Genomic DNA, 25,358 nt, shown 5'->3' with positions numbered 1-25,358 from the left:
ACATGTTGAATCATGAAGGGGACCGCGTCAGGTGCCGTGCCGCCGCTGCGACATCCGGAATGCGTTCTTGCCGTCGTTCTTTGCCGCGTACATCGCCGAATCCGCTGCACTGAGCAAGGTTTCGCCGCTGTGTGCGTGCAAGGGATAGATGCCGATGCCGGTGCTGGTGGTGACGCAGGCCTGGGCGCCGTCGAACTCGAACACCATGCCGGCGACGCGCTCGCCGATGCGGCGTGCGAGGCCCGTCAGCGCGGTCTCGTCGGTATCCGGCGCGAGCACCGCGAATTCGTCACCGCCGAGGCGGAAGAACATTTCGTTGCGCCGGATGATGGCACCGACGTCGCGCGCCAGCCGCGTCAGCACCTCATCGCCGGCCTGATGGCCGAAACGGTCGTTCACCGGCTTGAAGCCGTCGAGATCGAACAGCAGCAGGCCGAGCTGGGTGCGGCGGCGGGCGGCGTCGGCAATCATCCGTGCGAGTTCCTCGTGGAAACGGCGACGGTTGTACAGATTGGTCAGCGGATCGCGTTCCGCCATATTGACCAGCGCTTCGGCGGCACGCCGCTCGGCGGTGACATCCTCGTAAAGCCAGACGCGGCCGAGGAAGCGGCCGGGCGTGGCCGACGGCACCAGGGCCGACTGTTCGCGGATGATGCGGCCGTCGCGCAGCGGAATGTCCTGCGGATCCGTCGGCGCACGGGCGGCCAGTATCGACTTCACGCGCTCGCGGTAGATGTCTTCGTCGGCCCGCAGCACCGCCGTGCGCTCGATCAGCACGGCATCGCGCATGCCAGACAGGTTCTCGTTCTCGGCAAAACCCCAGATCGTCTTCAGCATCCGGTTGGCGTGCTGGGCGCGGCCATCGCGGTTGACGAAGAGCACGCCCAGCTTGATCAGATCGAGCAGCGCCTCCAGCCGCGAACGCTCTTCCTCGCTGCGCGTCAGGTAGTAGTCGCGCAGGCCCTGTTCGCGGCGCAGCGCGGTCACCGTGTCGAGCAGCTTCAGTTCGGCTTCCTTGCGGCTCTGGATGTCGTCGGCCGACACGCGCACGCCGAGGCAGGTACCCGACTCGTCGTAGATGGGCTGCCAGTTTAGTGAAACCCACACGATCGACCCGTCACGGCGCAGCAGCCTCACCTCGAAATTCTCGCCGCTGGCGCCGGCCAGCGCGTCGGCCGCGCGGGCGGCGAAAATCTTGCGGTCCTTTTCGTGAATCAGCATGCTCGCCAGATCCTCGGCCAGCAGACAGTCGAGCGGACTGTGCCCGGTCACCCGTTCGATCGAGCGGTTCACCCAGATGAGCCGCCCTTGCGGACTGAACCAGGCCTCGACGCCGAAAGTGAAGTCGGCGATCGCATGGAAGCGCGACTCGCTCTTGCGCAGCGCGGTGACGCGCTCTTCCAGCGCCTGCACCATCTGGTTGAAGGCGCGGGTCAGCCGGGCCAGCGCGTCGTCGCCGCGCACCGGCAAGGGATCGACCTCTTCGGCGCGACGCAGCGCCACCGCCCGGGTTTCGATCGCACTGACGCCTTCGAGCACCCCGCCCAGCACCCAGCGCGCCAGCCAGACATGCATCAGCAACACCAGCCCGCCGAGCGCCAGCGCGCCGTTGCGCAACATGGCCAGCGAGGAGAGCAGCCCCGACAGGTTGACGCTGGCGCGCAGCACGCCGACCGGCGCACGCCGGCCCGGCTGCAGCAGATCGATGCGCATGTCGTAGCGACCACGCCCGGATTCCAGTGCCTCACGAATACTGCCGTGTGCCGCACCGAGCACGGCCGGACCACCGTCGGCGATCAGTACGCGCCCCGCCTCGTCCCGCACCTCGACATAGTCGAGCTGGCCGACGCGCCGGAGCATGCTCACCTCCGCCGCCAGCCGCGACGGATCGGCGATCAGTGCGGCAGAGAGCCGGGCCTGCATGTCGGCGACGAGGTAATCGATGCGCGCCGACTCCCGCTCGACCAGGTGCGCGGAAATGAGACCGTAAGCCCACAGCAGCGCCACGCACAGCACGCCGCCCAGAAGGATGCCGGAGGCGAGCAAGCGCCCCTGGAGCACGCCGATGCGACGTGTCAGAGCACTGAGCATGAGCGGGCTCCGGCTGCGATCACAGGCGTTTTACCAGGACCTTGCTGCGCCGCTGCGGGTTGTAGTTTTCTCGTCGCACGCGCGGCAGCGCATCGACACCGGCCTCGACGAAACCCCGCTCGACGAACCAGTGCGCGGTTACCGTCGTGAGTACGAACAGCTGCTTGATCCGCTCGGCGCGAGCACGCGTCTCGACATAGCTCAGGATCTGCTCGCCGTAGCCGTGGCGACGGTATTCCGCCATCACGGCCAGACAGGCCAGCTCAGCCATCTGCTCTTCCGGATAGGGATAGAAGGCGGCGCAGCCCATGATCACTTCGTCGTGTTCGAGAACGCTGAAGCGCTCGATCTCGCGTTCCAGCCGCTCGCGGCCGCGGCTGACCAGCGTGCCGTCGGCCTCCAGCGGTGCGATCAGGCCGGCGATGGCAGGTACGTCGTCCACCCGCGCGTTGCGCATCAGTGCCAGCCGCTCGCGCGAAATGACGCTGCCCACGCCCTGGGTGGTGAAGAATTCGAGCAGCAGTGCGCCATCGAGATCGCGATCGATCATGTGGGCGCGCGCCACGCCCAGCTTCACCGCGCGGATGGCGCGCGGAAGGTAGAGCCCGAGATCTTCGGTGATGCCGCGCCCTGCCTTGAGCCACTGCGCCGCTTCGTCGGCGGTCAGCTCGGGCACCAGCGCGCCCTGTTCGTTGACGATGCCCGGCGCGTCGCACAGGTAGATGAGCTTGGTCGCCTGCAGCGCGACGGCGACCGATTCGGCCACCTCTTCCATGCTCAGGTTGAACACCTCGCCGGTCAGCGAGTAGCCGTAGGGCTGCATCAGTACGATGTCGCTGTCAGCCAGCGCGTCGTTCAGTGCCTCGACATCGACCTTGCGTACGGTACCGGTGTAACCGTGGTCGATGCCATCGACCACGCCGACCGGGCGCGCGGTCAGGAAATTGCCGGAGGCAACCTCGATCGTGCTGCCGGCCATCGGCGTGTTCGGCAAGCCCTGCGAAAACAGCGCCTCCACGTCGATGCGGATGGCGCCATTGGCGCGCTTGACGCAGTCCATCGCCTGCGCGTCGGTCACCCGCAGGCCCTTGTGATAGCGCGGCGGCAGGCCGCGGGCGGCCAGTTCCTCCTCGATCTGCGGGCGGGCGCCCACCACCAGCACCAGCTTGATACCGAGCGCGGCGAGCAGGTTGCAGTCCTGCACCAGCGAATTGGCCAGCGGCCCCTGCAGCACCTCGCCGCCGACCGCGATGACGAAGGTTCGACCGCCGAAGGCGTGGATGTAGGGCGCGGCACTGCGCACCCAGGCAACGAAACGCGGCGAGTCGGGATCGGCGTGCATGCGGGTTCCGATGGGGAAATTCAGCGAATTCTAGCCGAGCGCGCGCCGGCGGACGTGCCGCAGAACTTGCGTTGTCTCAATTCCGGCACGTTCAGCCCAGTTCCGATTCGAGGCGATCGCACAGGGCGTCGAGTATGGCCAGCCGCGCACGGTACTTGTCGTCGGCGGACACCACGTTCCACGGCGCCTGTTCGGTATGCGTGCGCACCAGCATGTCCTGCACCGCCGGCACGTATTGCGACCACTTGTCACGGTTGCGCCAGTCCTCGGGCGTGATCTTGAAACGCTTGAAGCGCTGGCGCCCGCGCTCGTTGAAACGGCGCAGCTGCTCATCGGAACTGACTTCGAGCCAGAACTTGCAGACGATGATGCCGTGTTCGGTCCACTCCTGTTCGAACGCGTTGATTTCCTCGAAGGCGCGCGACCAATCGGCTTCCACGGCAAAGCCCTCGACCCGCTCGACCAGCACGCGGCCATACCAGGAGCGGTCGAACAGCGAAACCCGGCCATCGCGCGGCACGTCACGCCAGAAGCGCCACAGCCACGGATAGAGGCGCTCGTGCTCGGTCGGCGCCGCCACCGGGTGCACACGGTAATTGCGCGCATCGAGCGCGTGCGTGATACGGCGTATCGCGCCACCCTTGCCGGCAGCGTCCATGCCTTCGAACACCACCGCCAGCGCGCGCCGGGCAAAGGCCGGATGGCGCAGCAGCAGGTTGAGCCGGCCCTGCAGGCGTTCGAGTTCGGGCTGGTAGTCGTCCTTGCGCATCGGCTTGGACGGTGCATGCGCGGGCTGAGCCGGCTGCTCGCTCGGTACCACCAGCGGAGGCAGCGCCGGCGCAAGCGGCTTGCGCGGCCCCGCCAGCGCTTCTCGGAGCGCCTTCAGGACGATGCGGCCGACCACCAGCTCGGTCTGCGCGGCGTCGCTTGCGTCGATCAGGTGCCAGGGCGCATGCGAGGTGTCCGACAGCCGGATCGCCTCTTCCGCCACCTTGCAGATGCGCTTGTGTCGGCGATTCGCACGCCAGTCCTCGGCAGTCACCCGCCAGCGCGTCGCCGCGTCACGCTCCAGCGCACGGAAGTGCGCACGCTGGCGGTCGGCGTCCAGGTGCAGCCAGAACTTCAGCAGCACCGCGCCTTCCATCGCCAGCATGCGTTCGAAGCGCTGAATCTCGTGCAGGGTATGCCAGAAGGCGCGCCGCTTGATCCGGCGCTCGACGCGGGCGTTGATCGCCTCGCTGTACCAGCCCTCGAAAATCATCGCGGTACGACCGCGCGACGGCAGCGCCTGCCAGTAGCGCCACATGTGCGGTCGCTGCCGTTCCGCCTCGTCGCGCGGCCCGAAGGCACTGGTGCGGATGTGACGGGGGTCCATCCATTCGTTCAGCGTATTGACCAGGCGTCCGCGTCCGGCACCGGCCACACCGGCGATCAGCAGCACGACCGGCGTACGCCCCTGTTCCAGTATCGAGTACTGGGCGTCGAGCAGATCGGCACGCAATCTCGACACCGCACGCTCGAGCCGGGCTTCGTCCAGCGGGGCGACGGCAGGCAGCGCATCGAACATCAGAAATCTCCGATCAGGGTATTCAGTGCCGACAGCACGGCAACGCCCGCCGTCTCCGTGCGCAGCACGCGCGGCCCCAGCGTCAGCGCGGCAAAGCCGGCAGCGCGCGCCGCGGCCAGTTCGTCGGCATCGAAGCCGCCCTCCGGTCCGATCAGCACGGTAATGGGTTCATCGGCGCGCAGCCCGGCCGACTTCAGCGGTACGCCGCCTTCCGGATGTAGCAGCAGACGCTGCCCGCTCGCGGCCGCAAGCGCCTGCGGCAAGGTCAGCAGGGGCCGTACCTCGGGCACGCGATTGCGGCCGCACTGTTCGCAGGCCGACACCGCCACCTGCTGCCAGTGCTCGACCCGCCGCTGCGCACGCTCGCCGGCCAGCTTGACCACAGCGCGCCGGCTGGCCACCGGTTGCACCCGCGCCACACCGAGCTCGACCGCCTTCTGTACGATCCAGTCCATCTTGTCGGCAGCGGCGAGGCATTGCAGCAGCGTGACGTCGAGCGCGGACTCGCGCTGTGGCGTCGATTCGACGCCGACCGCGGCATCGACACTGCGACCGTTGCGCACCAGGCGGGCGGCGAATTCGCTGCCGCGCCCGTCGAACAGCGTGATCGCATCGCCGTCGGCCAGGCGCAGCACGCGGTCGATGTGATGCGCCACCGGCGCCGGCAAGGTGATTGTTCCGGCCGGTTCCGCGGGCAAGGGACAAAAGAAGCGTGGAATCATCGTGTTATATTTGTGCACTGCAAGAACACCCGCCGGCGAGGCTTTTTGCACCGTCGGCGACGATCGGCCCCTCATGGTCGGAATGTCCGTGACCGTTATGGCATCAGGGCATCCGACGACGGGCTGCCGCCGCGAACGATACTGCCACGCCAGCCGGCCGGAGTGCTTCCGGCGTCGCGACGCGGCTCACTGACGAACGACCATGAGCTCAACCACACTGCTACAGATCGTCAACACCGCACGCAGCGTCGCCCGTGAGGTGATCATGCCGCACTTCCTGACCGCGCAGCGCAACCAGAAGGACGACGGCAGCCTGTTTACCGTGGTCGATCTGGCAGCACAGGAAGCGCTGATCGAACGACTGCCCCGCATCATCGACCGCCCGGTGCTCGGCGAGGAAATGCCGGAGTCGGTGCAGTTGCGCTTGTGGCACGAAGGTCACGACGGCATCTGGTGCATAGACCCGATCGACGGCACCACCAACTTCGTCAACGGCATCCCCTTCTTCGGCGTCGCGATCGCGTACATCGAGGAGGGCCGCACGCGCCACGGCGTCGTCTACAACCCGATGACCGACGAAGCCTTCTACGCGGAAGAGGGTGGCGGCGCCTTTCTCAACGGCAATGCACTGCCGCTGCGCACGCCGGCGCGTCATCTGCTGGATGCGGTGGCCGGCGTCGATTTCAAACGGATTCCGAAGGCACTTGGCGACGCACTGGCCACCCAGTCGCCCTTCTACTCACAGCGCAACTTCGGCTCCAGCGCGCTGGAATGGTGTTTCATCGCCGCCGCCAGGCTGGACGTCTACCTGCACGGTGGCCAGATGATGTGGGACTTTGCCGCCGGCAGCCTGATCGCCGCCGAAGCCGGTGCACGCTGCTCGATGCTGGATGGCGAGCCGCTGGACATGGCGCCTGGCCGCAAGACGCCAGTGGTGGTCGGCGCCAGCGCCGACCTGTACCGTGAATGGATGGACTGGCTGGCCGCACACGGCGGCCGCTGATCGGCCCTCAGGGATGGTGCACCGGCAGATGGACCGGCGCCACCTGCGAATTCACCAGCCGGCCGCCCTCGTGCATCAGGAAGTCGCGCAGCGCCAGCGCGGCCGGCAACAGATTCTTGCGATCCCTGTATACAACGTGCCAGTTGCGCACGATGGGCGTGCCGGGTGCCGCGATGCGGCACAGCACGCCGGTGCGCAGTTCGAGCTGGCAGGTATGCTCGGACAGGAAGGCCAGGCCCATGCCGGCGATGGCCGCCTGCTTGATGATTTCATTGCTGGGCAGTTCGATGATTTCGGCCGGGCGTATGCCCTGCTCGACCAGATAGCTTTCCTGCGTCACCCGCGTACCGGACCCCCGTTCGCGGATCAGGAAGGCCTCCTTGCCCAGATCGTCGGCCGTGACGGTGCGACCACCGGCCAGCGGATGGCCCTCGCACGCCAGCACCGACAGCGGGTGTTCGGCAAAGACATGCGCCTCGCAGCCCAGCGCTGCCGGTGGGCGGCCCATGATGGCGATGTCGATCAGGTTGTCTTCGAGATGACGGAAGATGTCGTCGCGGTTGTGCAGGGAAATGCGGACCTGCACGTCCGGGTAACGCTCGCGGAAAGCCATCAGCAGACGCGGGGCGACGTATTTCGCGGTACTGACCACGCCGACCGACACCAGGCCCGAATGTCCGCTCGCCATCTGCGCCAGCGCGGCCTCGGCCTCGGCCAGTTGGTGGTCGATGGCGCGCGCGTGGCGGGCGATCTCCATGCCGACCTCGGTCACGCGCAACTTCTTGCCCAGGGTCTCGATCAGAGGAAGGCCGATCAGCCCGTCCAGCGCCTTTACCTGCATCGAAACTGCCGGCTGCGTCAGATGCAGTTCTTCCGCGGCGCGGGAAATCGAGCCCAGTCGTGCGACCGCCTCGAATATTCTCAGCTGGCGGAGAGACACCCCGCGCGTCCATTGTGTCGCCATATCAGTCTAAATAAGAATGTTTGATCGATCTTATCAAAACAACTTATTTTCAACCAAGGCCAGTTCCAGATATATTGCACTGCAACAGCAACGGAAACGCATCGAACACCGCCTCGCAGGCACTGCAAACCGAAGCGACCAGTTTAGCGTCAAATCCTGTCAGCTCAACAAAAACGGACAGGTGACCCAGGCTCCTCCTCCACAACCTTGTTTGTGGATTCATACCCCGGCTCGCAAGAGTCCGGGGTATTTTTTTGCATTGCACACTCTGTTGCAGCGGACGCAACACATCGCTCCAGCGACGCAGCAACACCCCTCCTGCGCACCCTGCCGGGCGCTGACGTCAAACCGCATGTGACAGCGATCGCGCGCTGCGGCTACGATGGAATCGACACCGGGACCCGAGGAGGCTGCCATGAGTGAAGGGCGCAAGACCCTGACGCGTTACACCATCGAGGCGCAGCAGCGCCACCCGCACGCCAGCGGGATCTTTTCCAGCCTGCTGAACGCCGTGGCCACCGCGGTGAAAATCATCGCCAATCACGTGAACAAGGGCGCGCTGGTCGGTTCGCTCGGCAGCTTCGAAGCCGTCGGCAGCGGCGCGGCCATCAATCTGTCCGGTCGCGTCACGCAGAAGCTCGACACCATCGCCAACGAGGCGATGCAGCGCGAGTGCGAATGGGGAGGCCATCTGGCCGCGCTGGCGCCGGAGGGTCTGGAAGGCTTCATCCCGACACCGGACGAGCCGCCGCGCGGCAAATACCTGCTGCTGTTCGATGCGCTCGATTGCAGCAACAACATCGACGTGAACCTGACCGTCGGCAGCCTGTTTTCCGTGTTGCACGCGCCGAACCCGGGCGCCGAACCGCAGCTGTCCGATTTCCTGCAGCCGGGCACCGAACAGGTGTGTGCTGGTTTCGCGCTGTACGGCCCGTCAACGATGCTGGTGCTGACCACCGGCGAGGGCGTGGACGGCTTTACGCTCGATCGCGACATCGGCGCCTTCATCCTCACGCACCCACAGATGCGGATTCCCGAGCACACGACCGAATTCGCGATCAACGCGTCGAAGTCGCGTTTCTGGGAGCCGCCGGTCAAGCGCTACGTCGAGGAGTGTCTGGCCGGCCAGACCGGACCGCGCGGCGAGGATTTCAACATGCGCTGGATCGCCTCGCTGGTGGCGGAAACCTTCCGCGTACTGACGCGCGGCGGCGTCATCATGTATCCGGAAGACACGATGCAGAGCGCTTCGCCGGGCCGCATTTCGCTGATGTACGAGGCGAATCCGATCGCCTTCCTGATCGAACAGGCAGGCGGCGAAGCCACCAACGGTCGGCAGCGCATCATGGAACTGACGCCGCGCAGCCTGCAGAGCCGCACGCCGCTGATCTTCGGCTCGCGCGAGGAGGTGCGCCGCATCGTCCAGTACCACACGGAAAGCGACCAGGGACTCGATCGGGAATACACTTCGCCGCTCTTCAACGTGCGCGGCCTGTTCTCGGCGCTCTGAGCGGTCGCGCGCACCAGCCCACGGGAAAGCACTCCGGATGTCCGCCCGCCACCCTGTCATCGCGATCACCGGCTCATCGGGTGCCGGCACGAGCACGGTCACGCGCACCTTCCAGCACATCTTCCGCCGCGAAGGCGTCAACCCGGTCATCGTCGAAGGCGACGCCTTCCACCGCTACGACCGCGAGGAAATGAAGGCGGCGATGGCGCGCGAGGCCGCCGCCGGCAACGAACACTTCAGCCACTTCGGTCCGGACGCCAATCTGTTCGAGGAACTGGAGACGCTGTTCCGCCAGTACGGCAACGACGGCAGCGGGCGCATCCGCAAATACCTGCACAACGAGTGCGAAGCCGCACCCTATCAGCAGGCGCCCGGCACCTTCACGCCGTGGGAGGACATTCCCGCCGGCACCGACATCCTGTTCTACGAAGGCCTGCACGGCGCGGTGAAGACGGACAAGGTCAACGTCGCCCAGCACGTCGATCTGCGGATCGGCGTGGTGCCCATCATCAATCTGGAGTGGATACAGAAGCTGCACCGCGACCGCGAACAGCGCGGCTACACGACCGAGGCGGTGACCGACACCATCCTCCGCCGGATGCCCGAGTACGTGCATTTCATCTGTTCGCAGTTCGAGAACACGCACATCAACTTCCAGCGTGTACCGATGGTGGATACGTCCAACCCCTTCATTGCGCGCTCGATACCGACGCCGGAAGAATCGATGGTGGTGATTCGTTTCGCCAACCCGCGCGGCATCGACTTCCAGTACCTGCTGGCGATGATGGGCGGCGCCTTCATGTCGCGCGCCAACACCATCGTGATTCCCGGCGGCAAGATCGATCTGGCGATGCAACTCATCTTCACGCCGCTCATCCTGCGGCTGGTCGAGAACGGCCGCAAAGCGCGCGCTCGCTACTGAAACGCCCTGCAACGCCGCTGTTTCCGCCACCGCTCCACCCCGATCGACGGCAGATCCGCGCCCTTCCTGCGCCGCAGCACGGCTGGCGTGACCCCTTGTTTTCGCGGATAATTGCGGGTTTTTCCGGCCGGAACCCCCTCTGATGAGCGCGCCCTCCATCACCCCGAAAGCAGGCTTCAACCCGATCACCGGCGCAATCCGCGCCCTGGCGATGGACGCCGTGCAAAAAGCTAATTCCGGTCACCCCGGCGCCCCGATGGGCATGGCAGAGATCGCCGAAGTGCTGTGGCGTCACCACCTGAAGCACAACCCGGCCAACCCGAACTGGGCTGACCGCGACCGCTTCGTGCTGTCGAACGGCCACGGCTCGATGCTGCTGTACGCGCTGCTGCACCTCTCCGGCTACGATCTGTCGATCGACGACATCAAGTCCTTCCGCCAGCTGCACTCGAAGACGCCAGGCCACCCGGAGCACGGCTACGCGCCGGGCGTCGAAACCACCACCGGCCCGCTGGGCCAGGGTCTTGCGAACGCGGTCGGCATGGCCATCGCCGAACGGGCGATGGCGGCGCAGTTCAACCGCCCCGGCCACACGGTGGTCAACCACTACACCTATGCCTTTGCCGGTGACGGCTGCCTGATGGAAGGCATTTCGCACGAGGCGTGCTCGCTGGCCGGCACCCAGGGTCTGGGCAAGCTGATCGTGTTCTACGACGACAACGGCATTTCGATCGACGGCCACGTCAAGGGCTGGTTCGCCGACGACACGCCGAAGCGCTTCGAAGCCTACGGCTGGCAGGTCATCCCGGCGGTCGATGGTCATGACGCCGCGGCGATCGACGCCGCCATCCGCGCCGCCAAGGCCGACACAGCGCGCCCGACGCTGATCTGCTGCCGCACGGTCATCGGCCTCGGTTCGCCGAACAAGGCTGGCGGTCACGACGTGCACGGCGCGCCGCTCGGCGCCGCCGAAATCGAGGCCGCCCGCGCCCACATCGGCTGGACGCACGCACCGTTCGACATTCCGGCTGACGTGTACGCCGCCTGGGACGGCCGTCCGGCCGGCAAGAAGGCGGAAGAGGAATGGTCCGCCCGCTTCACCGCCTACAGTGCCGAACACCCGGAACTGGCCGCCGAATTCACCCGCCGCATGCGCGGCGCGCTGCCCGACAACTTCGAACAGGTGGTCGCCGACACCATCGCGAAGTTCGACGGCAAGGCCGAGAACATCGCCAGCCGCAAGGCCAGCCAGAACTGCATCGAAGCGTTCGCGCCCGCATTGCCGGAGCTGCTGGGCGGCTCGGCCGACCTGGCCGGTTCCAACCTGACGCTGTGGTCCGGCTCCAAGGGCATCTCGCCGAAGAACCCGGGCGGCAACTACCTCTATTACGGCGTGCGCGAATTCGGCATGGCGGCCATCGCCAACGGCATCGCGCTGCACGGCGGTTTCATCCCCTACACCGCCACCTTCCTGATGTTCTCCGAGTACGCACGCAACGCGCTGCGCATGGCGGCGCTGATGAAGGTGCGTCAGGTGTTCGTGTTCACGCATGACTCGATCGGTCTCGGCGAAGACGGCCCGACCCACCAGCCGGTGGAACAGACCGCCACGTTGCGCCTGATGCCGAACATGGACGTCTGGCGCCCGTGCGACACGGTCGAATCCGCCGTGGCCTGGGCCAGCGCCATCAAGCGTGCCGACGGCCCGACCTCGATGATGTTCTCGCGCCAGAACCTGCCGCACGTTCCGCGCGACGCCGCAACCACCGCGGCCATCGCGCGCGGTGGTTACGTGCTGTCCGATGCGGCCGGCAAGGTGGAAGCCGTGCTGATCGCCACCGGCTCGGAAGTATCGCTGGCGCTGGCCGCGCAGAAGACGCTGGAAGCCGAAGGCATCACGGTGCGCGTGGTGTCGATGCCGTCAACCAACGTGTTCGACCGTCAGGACGCCGCCTGGCGCGAAACCGTGCTGCCGCGCGGCATTCCGCGCGTCGCGGTGGAAGCGGGCGTGACCGATCTGTGGCGCAAGTACGTCGGTCTTGAAGGCGCCGTGGTGGGTCTGGACCACTTCGGTGAGTCCGCGCCGGCGGGCGAGCTGTACAAGGCTTTCGGCATCACCGCGGACGCGGTGGCGCAGGCGGCACGACAACTGCTTGGCAGGTAAGCGCCGACGCGGCGGGATGGAGTCTCCATCCGCCGCGTTTGCGTTTCCAAATGCCAATTTAGGCGCAGCGCAGCCACAAGTTGCGCCGCACAATCGAAGACTTTTCTTGAATCCACACCCAACGGAGAGGGAGTTGCTGAAATGACGATCAAGGTTGCGATCAATGGTTACGGGCGTATCGGCCGCAATGTGCTGCGTGCGCACTACGAAGGCGGCAAGCGCCACGACATCGAAATCGTCGCGATCAACGACCTCGGCGACCCGAAGACCAACGCACACCTGACGCAGTACGACACCGCGCACGGCAAGTTCCCGGGCACGGTCAGCGTTGACGGCGACTACATGGTGGTGAATGGCGACAAGATCCGCGTGCTGGCCAACCGCAACCCGGCCGAACTGCCGTGGGGCGAACTGGGCGTCAACGTGGTGATGGAATGCACCGGCTTCTTCACCACCAAGGAAAAGGCCTCGGCCCACCTGAAGGGCGGCGCCAAGAAGGTGATCATTTCCGCTCCGGGCGGCAAGGACGTGGACGCCACCGTCGTCTATGGCGTGAACCACGGCGTGCTGAAGGCCACCGACACCGTCATCTCGAATGCCAGCTGCACGACCAACTGCCTGGCCCCGCTGGCCAAGCCGCTGAACGACAAGATCGGCATCGACACCGGCCTGATGACCACCATCCACGCCTTCACCAACGACCAGGTGCTGACCGACGTCTATCACGAAGACCTGCGCCGCGCCCGCAGCGCCACGCAGTCGATGATCCCGACCAAGACCGGCGCCGCCGCTGCGGTCGGTCTGGTGTTGCCGGAACTGAACGGCAAGCTGGACGGTTTCGCGATGCGCGTGCCGACCATCAACGTGTCGGTGGTCAACCTGACCTTCACCGCCAAGCGCGCCACCACGGTGGATGAAGTGAACGCCATCCTGAAGGCCGCATCGGAAGGCGAACTGGCCGGCATCCTCGGCTACAACACGCTGCCGCTGGTGAGCATCGACTTCAACCACGATCCGCGTTCGAGCGTGTTCGACTCGACCCAGACCCGCGTGTCGGCCGACGGCAAACTGGTCAAGGTGCTGTCCTGGTACGACAACGAGTGGGGCTTCTCCAACCGCATGCTGGACACCACCGTCGCGCTGATGAGTGCCAAGTAAGGACACGGCATCGACGAGCGGGGTTCGGGCGCATGCGCCCCTGCCCCGCTTCGTTTTTCCCCTTCCCGAAAATCCACTCGATCACGCTCATCACGCACCGCGCGGAGGATTCATCATGCAGTTCAAGCGACTTTCCGATCTCGATCTCAAGGGCAAGCGGGTGTTCATCCGCTCCGACCTGAACGTGCCGCAGGACGACGCCGGCAACATCACCGAAGACACGCGCATCCGCGCCTCGCTGCCGGCCATCCGCGCCGCCCGCGACGCCGGTGCCGCCGTCATGGTCACCTCCCACCTCGGTCGTCCGACCGAAGGCGAACTGAAGCCCGAAGACTCGCTGGCGCCGATCGCCCGCCGCATGTCGGAACTGCTGGGCTTCGAAGTGAAGCTGGTGGCGAACTGGGTCGATGGCGTGCAGGTCGCGCCGGGCGAAGTGGTGCTGCTGGAGAACTGCCGCGCCAACAAGGGCGAGAAGAAGTGCGACGATGCGCTGTCGAAGAAGCTCGCCGCGCTGTGCGACGTGTGGGTGAACGACGCCTTCGGCACCGCTCACCGCGCCGAAGCCACCACCTTCGGCATGGGACAGTACGCCCCGATCGCCTGCGCCGGCCCGCTGATGGCGAGCGAACTGGACGCGCTGGGCAAGGCGCTCGGCCAGCCGGCCCGCCCGCTGGCCGCCATCGTCGCCGGCTCCAAGGTGTTGACCAAGCTCACGCTGCTGGAAAACCTGGCCGACAAGGTGGATCAGCTCATCGTCGGTGGCGGCATCGCCAACACCTTCCTGCTGGCTGCCGGCAAGAAGATCGGCAAGTCGCTGGCCGAAGCCGACCTGGTCAACGCCGCCAAGCGCGTGATGGCCAAGACGAACGTACCGCTGCCCGAAGATGTCGTATGCGCGAAGGCCTTCGCCGCCGACGCCGAAGCGACGGTGAAGGCGGTCGATGAGGTGGCCGACGACGACATGATTCTGGACATCGGCCCGAAGGCCGCGGCCAAGCTGGCGGAAACGCTGAAGGCCGCAGGTACGGTCGTGTGGAACGGCCCGGTCGGGGTGTTCGAATTCGACGCCTTCGGTCACGGCACCGAGACGGTGGCGCGCGCGATTGCCGAATCGGAGGCCTATTCGATCGCCGGTGGTGGCGACACGCTCGCCGCCATCGCAAAATACGGGATTGCCGACCAGGTGAGCTATATCTCGACCGGCGGCGGCGCCTTCCTCGAATTCCTCGAGGGAAAGACGCTGCCGGCCGTCGATATCCTGCTCAAGCGCGCCAACGGCTGAACATCACAGAACGCGCATACAAAACAACGAGGAGTCCGCCCAGCCATGCATCGCTTCACCAAAATCGTCGCCACACTCGGCCCCGCTTCCAGCGACCTGGCCACGCTCACCCGCCTGGTCGAGGCCGGGGTCGATGTCGTGCGGCTCAACTTTTCGCATGGCAAGGCGGACGACCACCGTGCGCGCGTCGAAACGCTGCACGCGGTCTGCGCCAAGGTCGGCCGCACGGTCGGCATCATGGCCGACCTGCAGGGCCCGAAGATCCGTGTCGGCAAGTTCGCCGGCAGCAAGGTGCTGCTGAAGGCCGGCCAGAAGTTCGTGTTCGACATCGAGTGCCAGCTCGGTGACGCCGACCACGTCGGCCTCGACTACCCGGAACTGGTGAACGACGTCGAACCGGGTGCCGTGCTGCTGCTCGACGACGGTCGCATCGTAATGGACGTGAAGTCGGTCACCGACACGCAGATCCACTGCACGGTGCGCCACGGCGGCGAGCTGTCGAACAACAAGGGCATCAACCGCCAGGGTGGCGGCCTGTCGGCGCCAGCGCTGACCGCGAAGGACATGGAAGACATCAAGATCGCGGCGTCGCTGAATGTCAACTTCGTCGCGGTGAGCTTCCCGAAGAGCGGCGCCGACATGAAGCAGGCGCGTGATCTGCTGCGTGCGGCCGGCTCCAATGCGCAGCTGATCGCCAAGATCGAGCGCGTCGAGGCGATTCCCGCGCTGGAAGAGATTCTCGAAGCGTCGGACGGCGCCATGGTGGCGCGCGGCGACCTCGCGGTCGAAGTGGGCGACGCGGCCGTGCCGGCGATGCAGAAGCGCATCATTCGCGTGTCCCGCGAAATGAACAAGCTGGTCATCACCGCCACGCAGATGATGGAATCGATGATCAGCAGCCCGGTGCCCACCCGCGCCGAAGTGTCGGACGTCGCCAACGCGGTGCTCGACGGCACCGACGCCGTCATGCTGTCAGCCGAAACCGCCTCCGGTCAGTATCCGGTCGAGACGGTCGAGGCGATGAGCCGCATCTGCATCGAAGCCGAGAAGTCGGCCGAGGTGAAGCTGGACCAGGAATTCCTGCAGCGCGTGTTTACCCGCATCGACCAGTCGATCGCGATGGCCGCACTTTTTTCGGCCTTCCACCTGAAGGTGAAGGCGATCGCCACGCTGACGCAGTCGGGCTCGACCTCGCTGTGGATGTCGCGCCTGAACAGCGGCGTGCCCATTTACGCGCTGACACCGGAAGTGCGCACCCGTTACAAGTTGTCGATGTACCGTGGCGTGACGCCGCTGATGATCAAGCTCGATCCGGACGCCGACCGCGACCGCATGCTGATCGACGCCGAGGCCGAACTGCTGCGCAGCGGTGCCGTGAAGGTCGGTGATCTCATCGTGCTGTCCTTCGGCGAGCCTATTGGCGTTCCGGGCGGTACCAATACACTGAAAATCGTCAAGGTCGGGGAGTATCGTCAACTCTCCACCGTAATCTGAACTCGCAGGAGAAACTCATGCCTCTGGTATCCATGCGCCAACTGCTCGACCACGCCGCCGAAAACGGCTACGGCCTGCCGGCATTCAACGTGAACAATCTCGAGCAGGTGCAGGCGGTGATGAGCGCCGCCGACGAAGTCGGCGCCCCGGTCATCCTGCAGGCCAGCGCCGGTGCCCGCAAGTACGCCGGCGAGAGCTTCATCAAGCACCTGATCCAGGCCGCGGTCGAGGCCTATCCGCACATCCCGCTGGTGATGCACCAGGATCACGGCCAGTCGCCGGCGATCTGCCAGGGCGCCATCGATCTGGGCTTCGGCTCGGTCATGATGGACGGCTCGCTGAAGGAAGACGGCAAGACCCCGGCCTCCTTCGACTACAACGTCAACGTCACCCGCCGCGTGGTCGAGATGGCGCACAAGGTCGGCGTCACGGTCGAGGGCGAACTGGGTTGCCTCGGCTCGCTGGAAACCGGCATGGCCGGTGAGGAAGACGGCCACGGCGCCGAAGGCAAGCTCGATCACTCGTCGCTGCTGACCGACCCGGAAGAAGCCGCCCAGTTCGTCAAGGCCACGCAGCTGGACGCGCTGGCGATCGCCATCGGCACCAGCCACGGCGCCTACAAGTTCACCCGCAAGCCGACCGGCGACATCCTGGCGATCTCGCGCGTGAAGGAAATCAACAAGCGCATCCCCAACACCCACCTGGTGATGCACGGCTCGTCGTCGGTGCCGCAGGAACTGCTGGCCATCATCAACCAGTACGGCGGCAAGATGAAGGAAACCTACGGAGTACCGGTCGAGGAAATCCAGGAAGCGATCAAGTACGGCGTGCGCAAGATCAACATCGACACCGACATCCGTCTGGCGATGACCGGTGCGGTGCGCAAGTTCCTGGCCGAGAACCCGGACAAGTTCGACGCCCGCGAATGGCTGAAGCCGGCGCGCGAAGCCGCCAAGGCCGTGTGCAAGGAGCGCTATCTGCAGTTCGGCTGCGAAGGCCAAGGCAGCAAGATCAAGGCCATCCCGCTCGACGAGATCGCCCGCATGTACGCCAGTGGCAAGCTGGCCCAGACCGTCAACTGATCCTTACCGACGACCGCAACGAAGACCGAAATGGCCGACGCACTGTTCGAATCCAGCATCAAGAGCCTGCCGCTGATCGCCCGCGGTAAGGTCCGTGACATCTACGCGATCGACGACGAGAAGATGCTCATCGTCACCACCGATCGCCTGTCGGCGTTCGACGTCATCCTGCCCGACCCCATCCCGGGCAAGGGCAAGGTGCTGACGGCCGTTTCGAACTTCTGGTTCGGCAAGCTGGCCGGCGTATCGCCCAACCACCTGACCGGCATCGCGCCGGAGTCGGTGGTGACGGCGGACGAACGCGATCAGGTCGAAGGCCGCGCCATCGTCGTGCGTCGGCTCAAGCCGCTGCCGATCGAAGCGGTCGTGCGCGGTTACCTGATCGGTTCCGGCTGGGGCGACTACTCGCGCACCGGCGCTGTGTGCGGCGTGCAGTTGCCGCATGGTCTGCGCATGGCCTCGAAGCTGCCCTCACCCATCTTTACGCCGGCCACCAAGGCGGCAGTGGGCGACCACGACGAGAACATCAGTTACGCACAGACCGAAGCGCTGATCGGTGCCGCCATGGCAGCCAAGGTGCGTGACACCGCGATCGCGCTGTACAGCGCCGCCGCCGACTACGCGAAGAGCCGCGGCATCATCATCGCCGACACCAAGTTCGAATTCGGTCTCGACGCCGACGGCAAGCTCATCCTGATCGACGAGGCGCTGACGCCGGATTCGTCGCGCTTCTGGCCAGCCGACCAGTACCAGGAAGGCAGCAACCCGCCCTCCTTCGACAAGCAGTTCGTGCGCGACTACCTGGAAACGCTGGACTGGAACAAGACCGCGCCGGGCCCGCGCTTGCCGGCCGACATCATCCAGCGCACCGGCGACAAGTACCGTGAGGCGCTGACGCGGCTGATCGGCTGACCGGCCTTCCGCCCCGACACAACGGAGCGCTCCGCCCTGGCGGACCGCTCCGTTTTCACTTCTGTCGTTCTCAGGTACCGGTGCGGGGTACCGTCCCGGTCCGTGCCGGCGCGTCAGCCGGCACCGCGTCGGCCTGATCGAACGGACGGAAGCCCGCCAGCGTGAAACGGAAGGTGGCTCCGCGCCCCGGCGCCGCCTCGACGCCGATGACGCCGCCGTGCCGCTCGACGATGCGCTTGACGATCGCCAGCCCCACCCCGGTGCCCGGAAATTCCTCCGCGCCATGCATGCGCTGGAACACGCCGAACAGGCGATCGGCATAGGCCGGATCGAAGCCGACCCCGTTGTCGCGCACGCAGATCGCCGCGATGCCGCGCCGGCTCTCGACGAACACCTCGACCCGCGGTTGCGGGCTGCGCGACGAGAACTTCAGCGCATTGCCTATCAGGTTAACGAACACCTGCCGCAGCATGGACTGATCGCCGCTGGCATGCCCCAGCGGCGACAGTTCGACGCTGGCCGCCGGGTACTGTTCGACCAGATCGGCGACGACATGGGCCGCCAGCGTATCCAGATTGATTTCGCTGTGCGCCATGTGACGCGCGACACCCGCGAGAAATGCAGGATGTCGTCGATCAGCAGACCCATGCGCGTGGCGCCGCGCTGTATGCGCTCCAGCATGTCGCGCCCCTCGTCGTCCAGCGCCGCGCCGGCGTGCTCGGCCAGCAGGTGGGCAAAGCCGTTGATCGCCCGCAGCGGGCTGCGCAGATCGTGCGACACCGAGTACGAGAAGGCTTCGAGTTCGCTGTTTGCCTGCTCCAGCAGCGTGGTGCGCTCGGCCACGCGGTGTTCCAGCGATTCGTTCAGTTCGCGCACCTGGCGCTCGGCGCGCGCCCGTTCCAGCGCCAACTGGGCAATGTTGACCAGCCGCTCGATCACGTTCTCGTCCGCCCGCCCGGGCCGCCAGGCCTGCGGGTGCAGGATGATCAGTCCGCCCAGCACCGCGCCGTCCTGCGCCGCCAGCGGCAACGCCCATAACGCACGCACGCCCTCGGCGGCGAACAACGCACGACAGCCCTCGAGATCGGGCGACGCCTGCACATCCTCGCACAGCAGCGGACGGCGCCCCGCGAGCGTTTCGAGAAGGCGCCCATCATGGTCGGCGCCGGCCGGACTGCGGCGCAGCCAGTCGCCCAGCACAGCCGGCAGATTCGCGCCGACCACATCGACCACGGCGCTCGTATTCGGCGTCAGCGTGAGCACCGCGCAGATCGAATCCTCGTTGAGCAGGCCGGACACCAGCCGCGCAAAACGCGACATCACTTCGGTCAGCGGCATGGCGGCGGCGATCAGCGACAGCAGTTCGCGCTCCGCCACATCGACCTCCTCCAGCCGTTTGCGCAAGGTGATGTCGGCCACGGTGCCGACGACGCGGCTGCTGCGTCCGCTCGCGTCGCGCTGTGCGACGCCACGCAGCAGGAACCAGCGGTAACCGCCGTCGGCATGGCGCATGCGCAGTTCCTGCTGGAAGTGATCGCTGCGCCCCTTCAGATGGCTGGCAACCATGGCCGACCAGGCCTTGCGGTCGTGCGGATGAATGCCGGCGACGAACTCGCGTACGCGCATGCGGCGGCCACCCGCGTCGTAACCCATGATCTGCGACAGACGTGGCGACACATACATGCGGTCGCTGCCGGTGATCCACTCGGCCAGCCCCTCGTTCATCCCGCGCAGGGCCAGCGCGTAGCGCTGTTCGCTGGCGCGCAGCGCACGCTCGGCGCGAATGCGCGCGGTGAGATCGGAATAGGACGCCACCACGGCGTACGGCCGCTTGCTGCCGGCGTGGAACAGCGGCTGCGTGTTGACGGTCAGCCAGCGCATCTGACCCGACGCGCTCTCAGCACCGATCACCACGTCGCGCGCCGGCAGACCGTCAGCCAGCGACCGGATGACCGGGTGCATGTCGCGCGCCAGAGACCGCCCCTGCTCGTCACACAAGGTGAACTCGTCGCTGCCGCCGGGCAGGCCCGCATGGGCCGCATCCAGCCAGGCACAGGATTCCGCCGAACGGTTGCTGGTCAGCACCCGGGCCTGCGCGTCATACAGCACCACGGCCTCTGACAGCGCACCGAGCAGTACGCGGAAACGCTCTTCGCTCGCGGCCAGCGAGCGTTCCGCCTGCTTGTGCCCCGTGATGTCGTGACAGATGACCAGCAGTGCTGGCTGCCCCTGATGGGACAGCGGACGGGTGGCCGCCGACACCCAGCGCACCGAGCCATCACGACGGCGCAGCGGCAGTTCGACGTCATCGGTGCCGCGCCCCTGCGCCAGCACCTCGACCACACGTGATCGGTCTTCGGCGGTCTGGCAGAACTCGGTAATGCTGCGTCCACGCAGCGCATCGGGGCTCTCGTTGGCCATCGTGGCCAGGGCGGCATTGAGCACGCGCATGCCACCGTCCGGCAGAGAACAGATGCAGGCGGCCATCGGCAACTCGTGCAGAAGCGCGGCGGTATCGTCGGCCGGCGGAGGCGACGGCTCGATCGCTTGCGACGTCGCCCCGCTGCGCATCAGCCAGATGCCGCAGGCCACGCACCAGCCGAGCCAGCCCGCCTGTGCCGCCCACGGCTGGTCGATCAGGACGAGGGCGCCGGGCGCCCAGAGCGCCGCCACGCCAAGCGCCAGGCGCGCACGGGAGCGATCGGGTGTGCGGAGCGGGCCGAAAAAACCGGACAGGAGGCCTTTCAACAAGGTCATCCATTTCTCCAGGAGCGAAACGACGAGCGGGATTCTGGCTCGGGGCCGGCGTGCGGCGGCGCTGCTGCACGCACCGGAAGCGGTTGTCTTCGCACCTTCGAGCGGCGGACGACGAAGACGTTCCGGTCTCAAGGATAGTACAAGGAAATAAGTGCGCGGCAAGACCGCTTGACGTCGATCACGTCGTAGACCTCGAAATTCGCACGCACAGCCCCTAAACTCGGACTCATGTCGAAACGAGAACACTGGGGACTGGGCGCCAAGCTGGCTGTCGCTGCGGCGCCGTTCGCCCTGCTCGCGCTGCTGTCGATCACGCTCACGCTGTGGATGTCCTGGCAGCTCGACGGCGGCGCTGCTGCCGTCAACGAGGCCGGACGCATGCGCATGCAGGCTTACCGCATGTCGCTGCTGGTCGCCACCGGCGAACGCGAAGCGCTGCCGCACGCCCGACGCGAATTCGAACGCAGTCTCGAACTGCTGCGTGCCGGCGACCCCGAGCGCCCGCTGTTCATGCCACTGGACAACGACATCCGGCGCAGTTTCGATCAGGTACGCGGCGACTGGCGCATCTACAGCGCGCGCTGGCTCGACGCCGCACCCCGCGGCAGCGACGGTCTGCGCGACGACACCGCGCGCTTCACCGGGCGTATCGATGCGCTGGTGGCCGGCATCGAGAACCACATGTCGCACTGGACAGCGCTGCTCAACCTGCTGCAACTCGCAACGATGGCGCTGGCGGTGATCGGTGCGGTGGTGTTGCTCTACATCGGCTATCTGTTCGTGCTGGAACCGGTGGGGCAGCTGAAGCAGGCGCTGGAGCGGATTCAGCAGGGCGATCTGGGCGCCCGCGTCGAACGCGGCAGCAGCGACGAATTCGGCACGCTGGCCGACGGCTTCAATGACATGGCGGAACAGATACAGGCCATGTACCGCAATCTCGAAGCCAAGGTGACGTCCAAAACGGCCGAGCTGCAGGAAAAGCGCGAGCGACTCGAAGCGCTGTACGAGGTAACTTCTCTGATCGCCACCGCCCGCTCGCTGGAAGAACTGGCGCGCGGCTTCGTCGGTTACGTCGCGCGCGCCGTGCACGCCGATGGCGTCGCGCTGCGCTGGTCCGACGAATCCAACCAGCGCTATCTGATGCTCGCCTCGCAAGGACTGCCGGCCTACATGACCGACGGCGAGCGCTGCCTGAAGGCGGACGAATGCCATTGCGGCGCGCCGAACGCCCCGCCTTTTGCGCGCGTCATCCCGATCCGTACGATGGGCGGCGAGGCGCTGCAATACTGCGGCGAGGCAGGCTTCGAAACCCTGGTGTCGGTTCCGGTCCGTCTGAAGGACAGGCTGATGGGCGAGGTCAACCTGTTCTTCCACGCCAGCGTGGAGCTGTCTGCGCCCACGCGTTCGCTGCTCGAAGCGCTGGCGACGCATCTGGCCAGCGGCATGGAGAACCTGCGCCTGAACGCGCTACAGAACGAAGCCGCGGTATCGCAGGAGCGCAACTTCCTGGCCAGCGAACTGCACGACTCGATCGCGCAGTCGCTGGCCTTCATGAAGATGCAGGTCGAAATGATGCGTGACGCGCTGGCCGCGCACGATGAGACCGCCGCGCGTGCGATGCTGGACGAACTCGAAGCCGGCCTGCGCGAAAGTTCGGGCGACGTGCGCGAACTGCTGCTGCACTTCCGCACCCGCGCCAATGCCGAGGACATCGAAGCCGCCCTGCTCGCCACGCTGCGCAAGTTCGAACACCAGAGCGGCGTGCGCGCCTCGCTGGCGATGCGCGACCACGGACTGCCGCTGCTGCCGGACGTGCAGATCCAGGTGCTGCACATCGTGCAGGAAGCGCTTTCGAACGTACGCAAGCATGCGCGCGCCGGCCATGTCTGGCTCGACGTGCAGCAGCAGCCGCAATGGCGCTTCGAAGTACGCGACGACGGTCGCGGCTTCTCCACCGACGGTGGCCCGCCGGACGAAACCCACGTCGGTCTGCGCATCATGACCGAACGCGCCGCGCGCATCGGTGCCCGCATCGAGGTGTTCTCGACCCCCGGTCGCGGCACCTCGGTCATCCTGACGTTGCCGGCCAGCGACCCCACACTGCTCGACCTACAGCCCATGCAGGCCGCCTCATGAACAGTACGCACGACGACACACCGATACGCATCCTGCTGGTCGATGACCACACCCTGTTCCGCCGTGGTCTGACCGCCCTGCTGTCGCGCGACCCGAAGCTGCAGATCGTCGGCGACGCCGCCGACGCGGGAGAGGCGCAGCGGCGCGCCGAGGCACTGCAGCCCGATGTCATCCTGCTCGACAACCACTTGCCCGGCGTCAATGGTGTCAACGCGCTGCCGGCGCTGCGCGAGGCGGCGCCGGGCGCGCGTCTGATCATGCTCACCATCAGCGAGGACGGCGAAGATCTGGCCGCCGCGCTGCGCGCCGGCGCCAGCGGCTATCTGCTGAAGACGATGGAGGGCGAAGCGCTGTCGCGGGCCATCCATCGCGCGATGCGCGGCGAGCCGGTGGTGGCCGACGAAATGACCGGCAAGCTGGTCGAGGTATTCCGGCAGGCCGCCGCACCGGCGCCGCCGGCAGAGGCACCGCCTACGCAGAGCGGCGCGCTGTCGCCGCGCGAAACCGACATCCTGCGCGGCATCGCCCGCGGCGACAGCAACAAGGTGATCGCCCGCGACCTCGGCATTGCAGAAACCACGGTGAAGATCCACGTGCAGCACATCCTGCGCAAGCTGGGCGTGGCCTCGCGCGTGCAGGTCGCCGTCATCGCGGTGGAACGCGGCCTGATCTGACATCGGCACACCGGCTGCCGGATTCGTCGAAAGCGTGACAGACGGGCGACTGGCCTGCTCGACCGTGCGCAGCGTCACCGATGCGGCCGCGGCCAAGATCCGGTCTTGTGCGAGCGAGCTCTGTTTGCGACGCGCCCCATATCGCAGCCGCTCTCATTGACCCTGGTCAACCCTCCTCCATTCGGACGATGAAGTAGTTCTTCGGAACTACACGACCGCCCCTGCCATCGTTCTTCCGCACCTTCCGTGCGCTACCACCGAAGGATGCCGCCGTACTGCCCCGCTCCCTAAGATCGCCTCAGTCTTAAAGGGAGGATTCCGTCATGACCAGGAAAGGGCAGGCACTGTCGGTGCTGATCGTCAGCACCCTGGCGTTCACCGTGTGTTTCATGGTGTGGATGATGTTCGGCGTGATCGGCATACCGATCAAGAAGGCGCTCGATCTCAATGCCACGCAGTTTGGTCTGCTGACCGCCACGCCGGTGCTCACCGGCTCGCTGGTGCGGGTGCCGCTCGGCATCTGGACCGACAAGTACGGCGGTCGCATCGTGATGACGCTGCTGATGGCGGCCACCGTGCCGGCGATCTGGATGATGAGCTATGCCACCGAGTACTGGCATTTCCTCGTCATCGGCCTGTTCGTCGGCCTGGCTGGCGGTTCGTTCTCGGTCGGCACGCCCTATGTCGCGCGCTGGTTCCCGAAGGAGCAGCAGGGCTTCGCGATGGGCGTGTATGGCGCCGGCAATTCGGGTGCGGCGGTGAACAAGTTCGTCGCACCGGCGCTGCTGGTCGCTTTCGGCTGGACCATGGTGCCGCAGGTGTACGCCGCCATCATGCTCGGCACCGTCATCATCTTCTGGCTGTTCAGCCACAGCGATCCGGCCCACCTGGTGCCGAGCAATGTGCGCTTCGTCGACCAGCTGAAGGCGCTGAAGGACCCGCGCGTGCTGAAGTACTGCCAGTACTACAGCATCGTGTTCGGCGGCTATGTCGCGCTCAGCCTGTGGATGGTGCAGTACTACGTCGGCGAGTACGGCCTCGACATCCGCGCCGCCGCGCTGCTCGCCGCCTGTTTCTCACTGCCCGGCGGCGTGCTGCGCGCCATCGGCGGCTGGCTGTCCGACAAGTACGGCGCGCACAGCGTCACCTGGTGGGTGCTGTGGGTGAGCTGGATCTGTCTGTTCCTGCTCAGCTACCCGCAGACGCAATTCACCGTCGTCACCATCAACGGTGAGCAGACCTTCCATATCGGTCTGAACGTGTATGCCTTCACCGGCCTGATGTTCATCCTCGGCATCGCCTGGGCCTTCGGCAAGGCCAGCGTGTTCAAGTACATCAGCAACGACTACCCCGCCAACATCGGCACCATCAGCGGCATCGTCGGCCTGGCCGGCGGCCTCGGCGGCTTCGTGCTGCCCATCATGTTCGGTGCCCTGCTCGATCTCACCGGCATACGCTCCAGCGCCTTCATGTTGATGTACGGCGTGGTGTGGGTGTCGCTGATCTGGATGTACTTCACCGAAGTCCGCCGCACCCCGCTGATGGACGGCACGTCCGCAGCCCAGTCCTGAACCGGAC

The 25,358-nt window shown here is 66.2% G+C and carries 19 protein-coding genes; 12 read left to right on the top strand and 7 right to left on the bottom strand.

Translation table 11 applies throughout. From position 1 onward, the window contains the following. Window positions 1-27 precede the first annotated feature (27 nt). The 4 genes from ACQ66H_RS04210 to ACQ66H_RS04195 form a co-directional block, all read right to left on the bottom strand. The gene (locus tag ACQ66H_RS04210; protein ID WP_430432940.1) at window positions 28-2,091 is read right to left on the bottom strand and encodes a diguanylate cyclase domain-containing protein; all 2,064 of its coding nucleotides are present in this window, start codon (window positions 2,089-2,091) and stop codon (window positions 28-30) included. A 19-nt stretch (window positions 2,092-2,110) separates the two neighbouring features. Next, window positions 2,111-3,433, bottom strand: a complete 1,323-nt coding sequence (argA, locus tag ACQ66H_RS04205) for an amino-acid N-acetyltransferase (RefSeq protein ID WP_430432939.1) — start codon at window positions 3,431-3,433, stop codon at window positions 2,111-2,113. A gap of 91 nt (window positions 3,434-3,524) precedes the next feature. Further along, window positions 3,525-5,000 carry a polyphosphate:AMP phosphotransferase gene (pap, locus tag ACQ66H_RS04200; RefSeq protein ID WP_430432938.1) on the bottom strand — a complete coding sequence of 492 codons (1,476 nt, stop codon included), beginning with the start codon at window positions 4,998-5,000 and terminating at the stop codon, window positions 3,525-3,527. Continuing rightward, window positions 5,000-5,722, bottom strand: coding sequence for a 16S rRNA (uracil(1498)-N(3))-methyltransferase (locus tag ACQ66H_RS04195; protein ID WP_430432937.1), 723 nt, complete (start codon window positions 5,720-5,722; stop codon window positions 5,000-5,002). The genes pap and ACQ66H_RS04195 overlap by 1 nt, the downstream gene beginning before the upstream one ends. 202 nt (window positions 5,723-5,924) lie before the next feature. Here ACQ66H_RS04195 and ACQ66H_RS04190 point away from each other — a divergent pair, with 202 nt between their 5' ends. Beyond that, on the top strand, window positions 5,925-6,725 hold the full coding sequence (locus ACQ66H_RS04190; protein WP_430432936.1) for an inositol monophosphatase family protein: 801 nt from the start codon (window positions 5,925-5,927) through the stop codon (window positions 6,723-6,725). 7 nt (window positions 6,726-6,732) lie between these two features. Here ACQ66H_RS04190 and ACQ66H_RS04185 read toward each other — a convergent pair whose 3' ends face one another. After that, window positions 6,733-7,689, bottom strand: a complete 957-nt coding sequence (locus tag ACQ66H_RS04185; RefSeq protein ID WP_368500548.1) for a LysR family transcriptional regulator — start codon at window positions 7,687-7,689, stop codon at window positions 6,733-6,735. A gap of 415 nt (window positions 7,690-8,104) precedes the next feature. On the opposite strand from ACQ66H_RS04185, the gene ACQ66H_RS04180 reads away from it, so the two are divergent. The 8 genes from ACQ66H_RS04180 (at window position 8,105) to ACQ66H_RS04145 (ending at window position 18,213) form a co-directional block, all read left to right on the top strand. Beyond that, window positions 8,105-9,199 carry a class 1 fructose-bisphosphatase gene (locus ACQ66H_RS04180; RefSeq protein WP_020163519.1) on the top strand — a complete coding sequence of 365 codons (1,095 nt, stop codon included), beginning with the start codon at window positions 8,105-8,107 and terminating at the stop codon, window positions 9,197-9,199. A 37-nt stretch (window positions 9,200-9,236) separates the two neighbouring features. Beyond that, a complete protein-coding gene (locus ACQ66H_RS04175; RefSeq protein WP_430432935.1) occupies window positions 9,237-10,121 on the top strand; it encodes a phosphoribulokinase in 885 nt (294 codons plus the stop codon). Between the two features lie 142 nt (window positions 10,122-10,263). Then, window positions 10,264-12,285 (top strand): transketolase, encoded by a 2,022-nt coding sequence (gene tkt, locus ACQ66H_RS04170; protein ID WP_430432934.1) that lies wholly within the window; start codon window positions 10,264-10,266, stop codon window positions 12,283-12,285. A gap of 141 nt (window positions 12,286-12,426) precedes the next feature. After that, the gene (gene gap / locus ACQ66H_RS04165; protein WP_430432933.1) at window positions 12,427-13,443 is read left to right on the top strand and encodes a type I glyceraldehyde-3-phosphate dehydrogenase; all 1,017 of its coding nucleotides are present in this window, start codon (window positions 12,427-12,429) and stop codon (window positions 13,441-13,443) included. A 115-nt stretch (window positions 13,444-13,558) separates the two neighbouring features. Then, a complete protein-coding gene (locus ACQ66H_RS04160) occupies window positions 13,559-14,725 on the top strand; it encodes a phosphoglycerate kinase (RefSeq protein WP_430432932.1) in 1,167 nt (388 codons plus the stop codon). A gap of 45 nt (window positions 14,726-14,770) precedes the next feature. Continuing rightward, the gene (gene pyk, locus ACQ66H_RS04155) at window positions 14,771-16,219 is read left to right on the top strand and encodes a pyruvate kinase (protein WP_430432931.1); all 1,449 of its coding nucleotides are present in this window, start codon (window positions 14,771-14,773) and stop codon (window positions 16,217-16,219) included. A gap of 17 nt (window positions 16,220-16,236) precedes the next feature. Continuing rightward, window positions 16,237-17,301, top strand: coding sequence for a class II fructose-bisphosphate aldolase (fba, locus tag ACQ66H_RS04150; RefSeq protein ID WP_430432930.1), 1,065 nt, complete (start codon window positions 16,237-16,239; stop codon window positions 17,299-17,301). Between the two features lie 30 nt (window positions 17,302-17,331). After that, a complete protein-coding gene (locus tag ACQ66H_RS04145; RefSeq protein ID WP_430432929.1) occupies window positions 17,332-18,213 on the top strand; it encodes a phosphoribosylaminoimidazolesuccinocarboxamide synthase in 882 nt (293 codons plus the stop codon). Window positions 18,214-18,283: 70 nt separating this feature from the next. Here ACQ66H_RS04145 and ACQ66H_RS04140 read toward each other — a convergent pair whose 3' ends face one another. Further along, entirely contained in the window at window positions 18,284-18,685 is a 402-nt protein-coding gene (locus tag ACQ66H_RS04140; protein WP_430432928.1) for a sensor histidine kinase, read from the bottom strand. After that, entirely contained in the window at window positions 18,658-20,970 is a 2,313-nt protein-coding gene (locus ACQ66H_RS04135) for a PAS domain S-box protein (RefSeq protein ID WP_430432927.1), read from the bottom strand. Before ACQ66H_RS04135 ends, ACQ66H_RS04140 begins: the two co-directional genes overlap by 28 nt. A 228-nt stretch (window positions 20,971-21,198) precedes the next feature. Between ACQ66H_RS04135 and ACQ66H_RS04130 the strand changes: the two genes are divergently transcribed. From ACQ66H_RS04130 to ACQ66H_RS04120, 3 genes are all read left to right on the top strand, one after another. Then, entirely contained in the window at window positions 21,199-23,106 is a 1,908-nt protein-coding gene (locus ACQ66H_RS04130) for a type IV pili methyl-accepting chemotaxis transducer N-terminal domain-containing protein (RefSeq protein ID WP_430432926.1), read from the top strand. Further along, window positions 23,103-23,780 carry a response regulator gene (locus tag ACQ66H_RS04125; RefSeq protein WP_430432925.1) on the top strand — a complete coding sequence of 226 codons (678 nt, stop codon included), beginning with the start codon at window positions 23,103-23,105 and terminating at the stop codon, window positions 23,778-23,780. Before ACQ66H_RS04130 ends, ACQ66H_RS04125 begins: the two co-directional genes overlap by 4 nt. A gap of 323 nt (window positions 23,781-24,103) precedes the next feature. Then, on the top strand, window positions 24,104-25,351 hold the full coding sequence (locus ACQ66H_RS04120) for an MFS transporter (RefSeq protein ID WP_430432924.1): 1,248 nt from the start codon (window positions 24,104-24,106) through the stop codon (window positions 25,349-25,351). Window positions 25,352-25,358 lie beyond the last annotated feature (7 nt).

The organism is Methyloversatilis sp. (assembly GCF_965284615.1).
Lineage (GTDB): Bacteria > Pseudomonadota > Gammaproteobacteria > Burkholderiales > Rhodocyclaceae > Methyloversatilis.
The sequence above is the reverse complement of the archived record's forward strand: the minus strand, read 5'-3'. Positions and strand labels throughout refer to the sequence as shown.

Excerpts from the sequence above, each read along its gene's own strand:
- ACQ66H_RS04210 (WP_430432940.1), bottom strand. The coding sequence starts at position 2,091 with ATGCTCAGTGCTCTGACACGTCGCATCGGCGTGCTCCAGGGGCGCTTG.
- argA (WP_430432939.1), bottom strand. The coding sequence starts at position 3,433 with ATGCACGCCGATCCCGACTCGCCGCGTTTCGTTGCCTGGGTGCGCAGT.
- pap (WP_430432938.1), bottom strand. The coding sequence starts at position 5,000 with ATGTTCGATGCGCTGCCTGCCGTCGCCCCGCTGGACGAAGCCCGGCTC.
- ACQ66H_RS04195 (WP_430432937.1), bottom strand. The coding sequence starts at position 5,722 with ATGATTCCACGCTTCTTTTGTCCCTTGCCCGCGGAACCGGCCGGAACA.
- ACQ66H_RS04190 (WP_430432936.1), top strand. The coding sequence starts at position 5,925 with ATGAGCTCAACCACACTGCTACAGATCGTCAACACCGCACGCAGCGTC.
- ACQ66H_RS04185 (WP_368500548.1), bottom strand. The coding sequence starts at position 7,689 with ATGGCGACACAATGGACGCGCGGGGTGTCTCTCCGCCAGCTGAGAATA.
- ACQ66H_RS04180 (WP_020163519.1), top strand. The coding sequence starts at position 8,105 with ATGAGTGAAGGGCGCAAGACCCTGACGCGTTACACCATCGAGGCGCAG.
- ACQ66H_RS04175 (WP_430432935.1), top strand. The coding sequence starts at position 9,237 with ATGTCCGCCCGCCACCCTGTCATCGCGATCACCGGCTCATCGGGTGCC.
- tkt (WP_430432934.1), top strand. The coding sequence starts at position 10,264 with ATGAGCGCGCCCTCCATCACCCCGAAAGCAGGCTTCAACCCGATCACC.
- gap (WP_430432933.1), top strand. The coding sequence starts at position 12,427 with ATGACGATCAAGGTTGCGATCAATGGTTACGGGCGTATCGGCCGCAAT.
- ACQ66H_RS04160 (WP_430432932.1), top strand. The coding sequence starts at position 13,559 with ATGCAGTTCAAGCGACTTTCCGATCTCGATCTCAAGGGCAAGCGGGTG.
- pyk (WP_430432931.1), top strand. The coding sequence starts at position 14,771 with ATGCATCGCTTCACCAAAATCGTCGCCACACTCGGCCCCGCTTCCAGC.
- fba (WP_430432930.1), top strand. The coding sequence starts at position 16,237 with ATGCCTCTGGTATCCATGCGCCAACTGCTCGACCACGCCGCCGAAAAC.
- ACQ66H_RS04145 (WP_430432929.1), top strand. The coding sequence starts at position 17,332 with ATGGCCGACGCACTGTTCGAATCCAGCATCAAGAGCCTGCCGCTGATC.
- ACQ66H_RS04140 (WP_430432928.1), bottom strand. The coding sequence starts at position 18,685 with ATGCTGCGGCAGGTGTTCGTTAACCTGATAGGCAATGCGCTGAAGTTC.
- ACQ66H_RS04135 (WP_430432927.1), bottom strand. The coding sequence starts at position 20,970 with ATGACCTTGTTGAAAGGCCTCCTGTCCGGTTTTTTCGGCCCGCTCCGC.
- ACQ66H_RS04130 (WP_430432926.1), top strand. The coding sequence starts at position 21,199 with ATGTCGAAACGAGAACACTGGGGACTGGGCGCCAAGCTGGCTGTCGCT.
- ACQ66H_RS04125 (WP_430432925.1), top strand. The coding sequence starts at position 23,103 with ATGAACAGTACGCACGACGACACACCGATACGCATCCTGCTGGTCGAT.
- ACQ66H_RS04120 (WP_430432924.1), top strand. The coding sequence starts at position 24,104 with ATGACCAGGAAAGGGCAGGCACTGTCGGTGCTGATCGTCAGCACCCTG.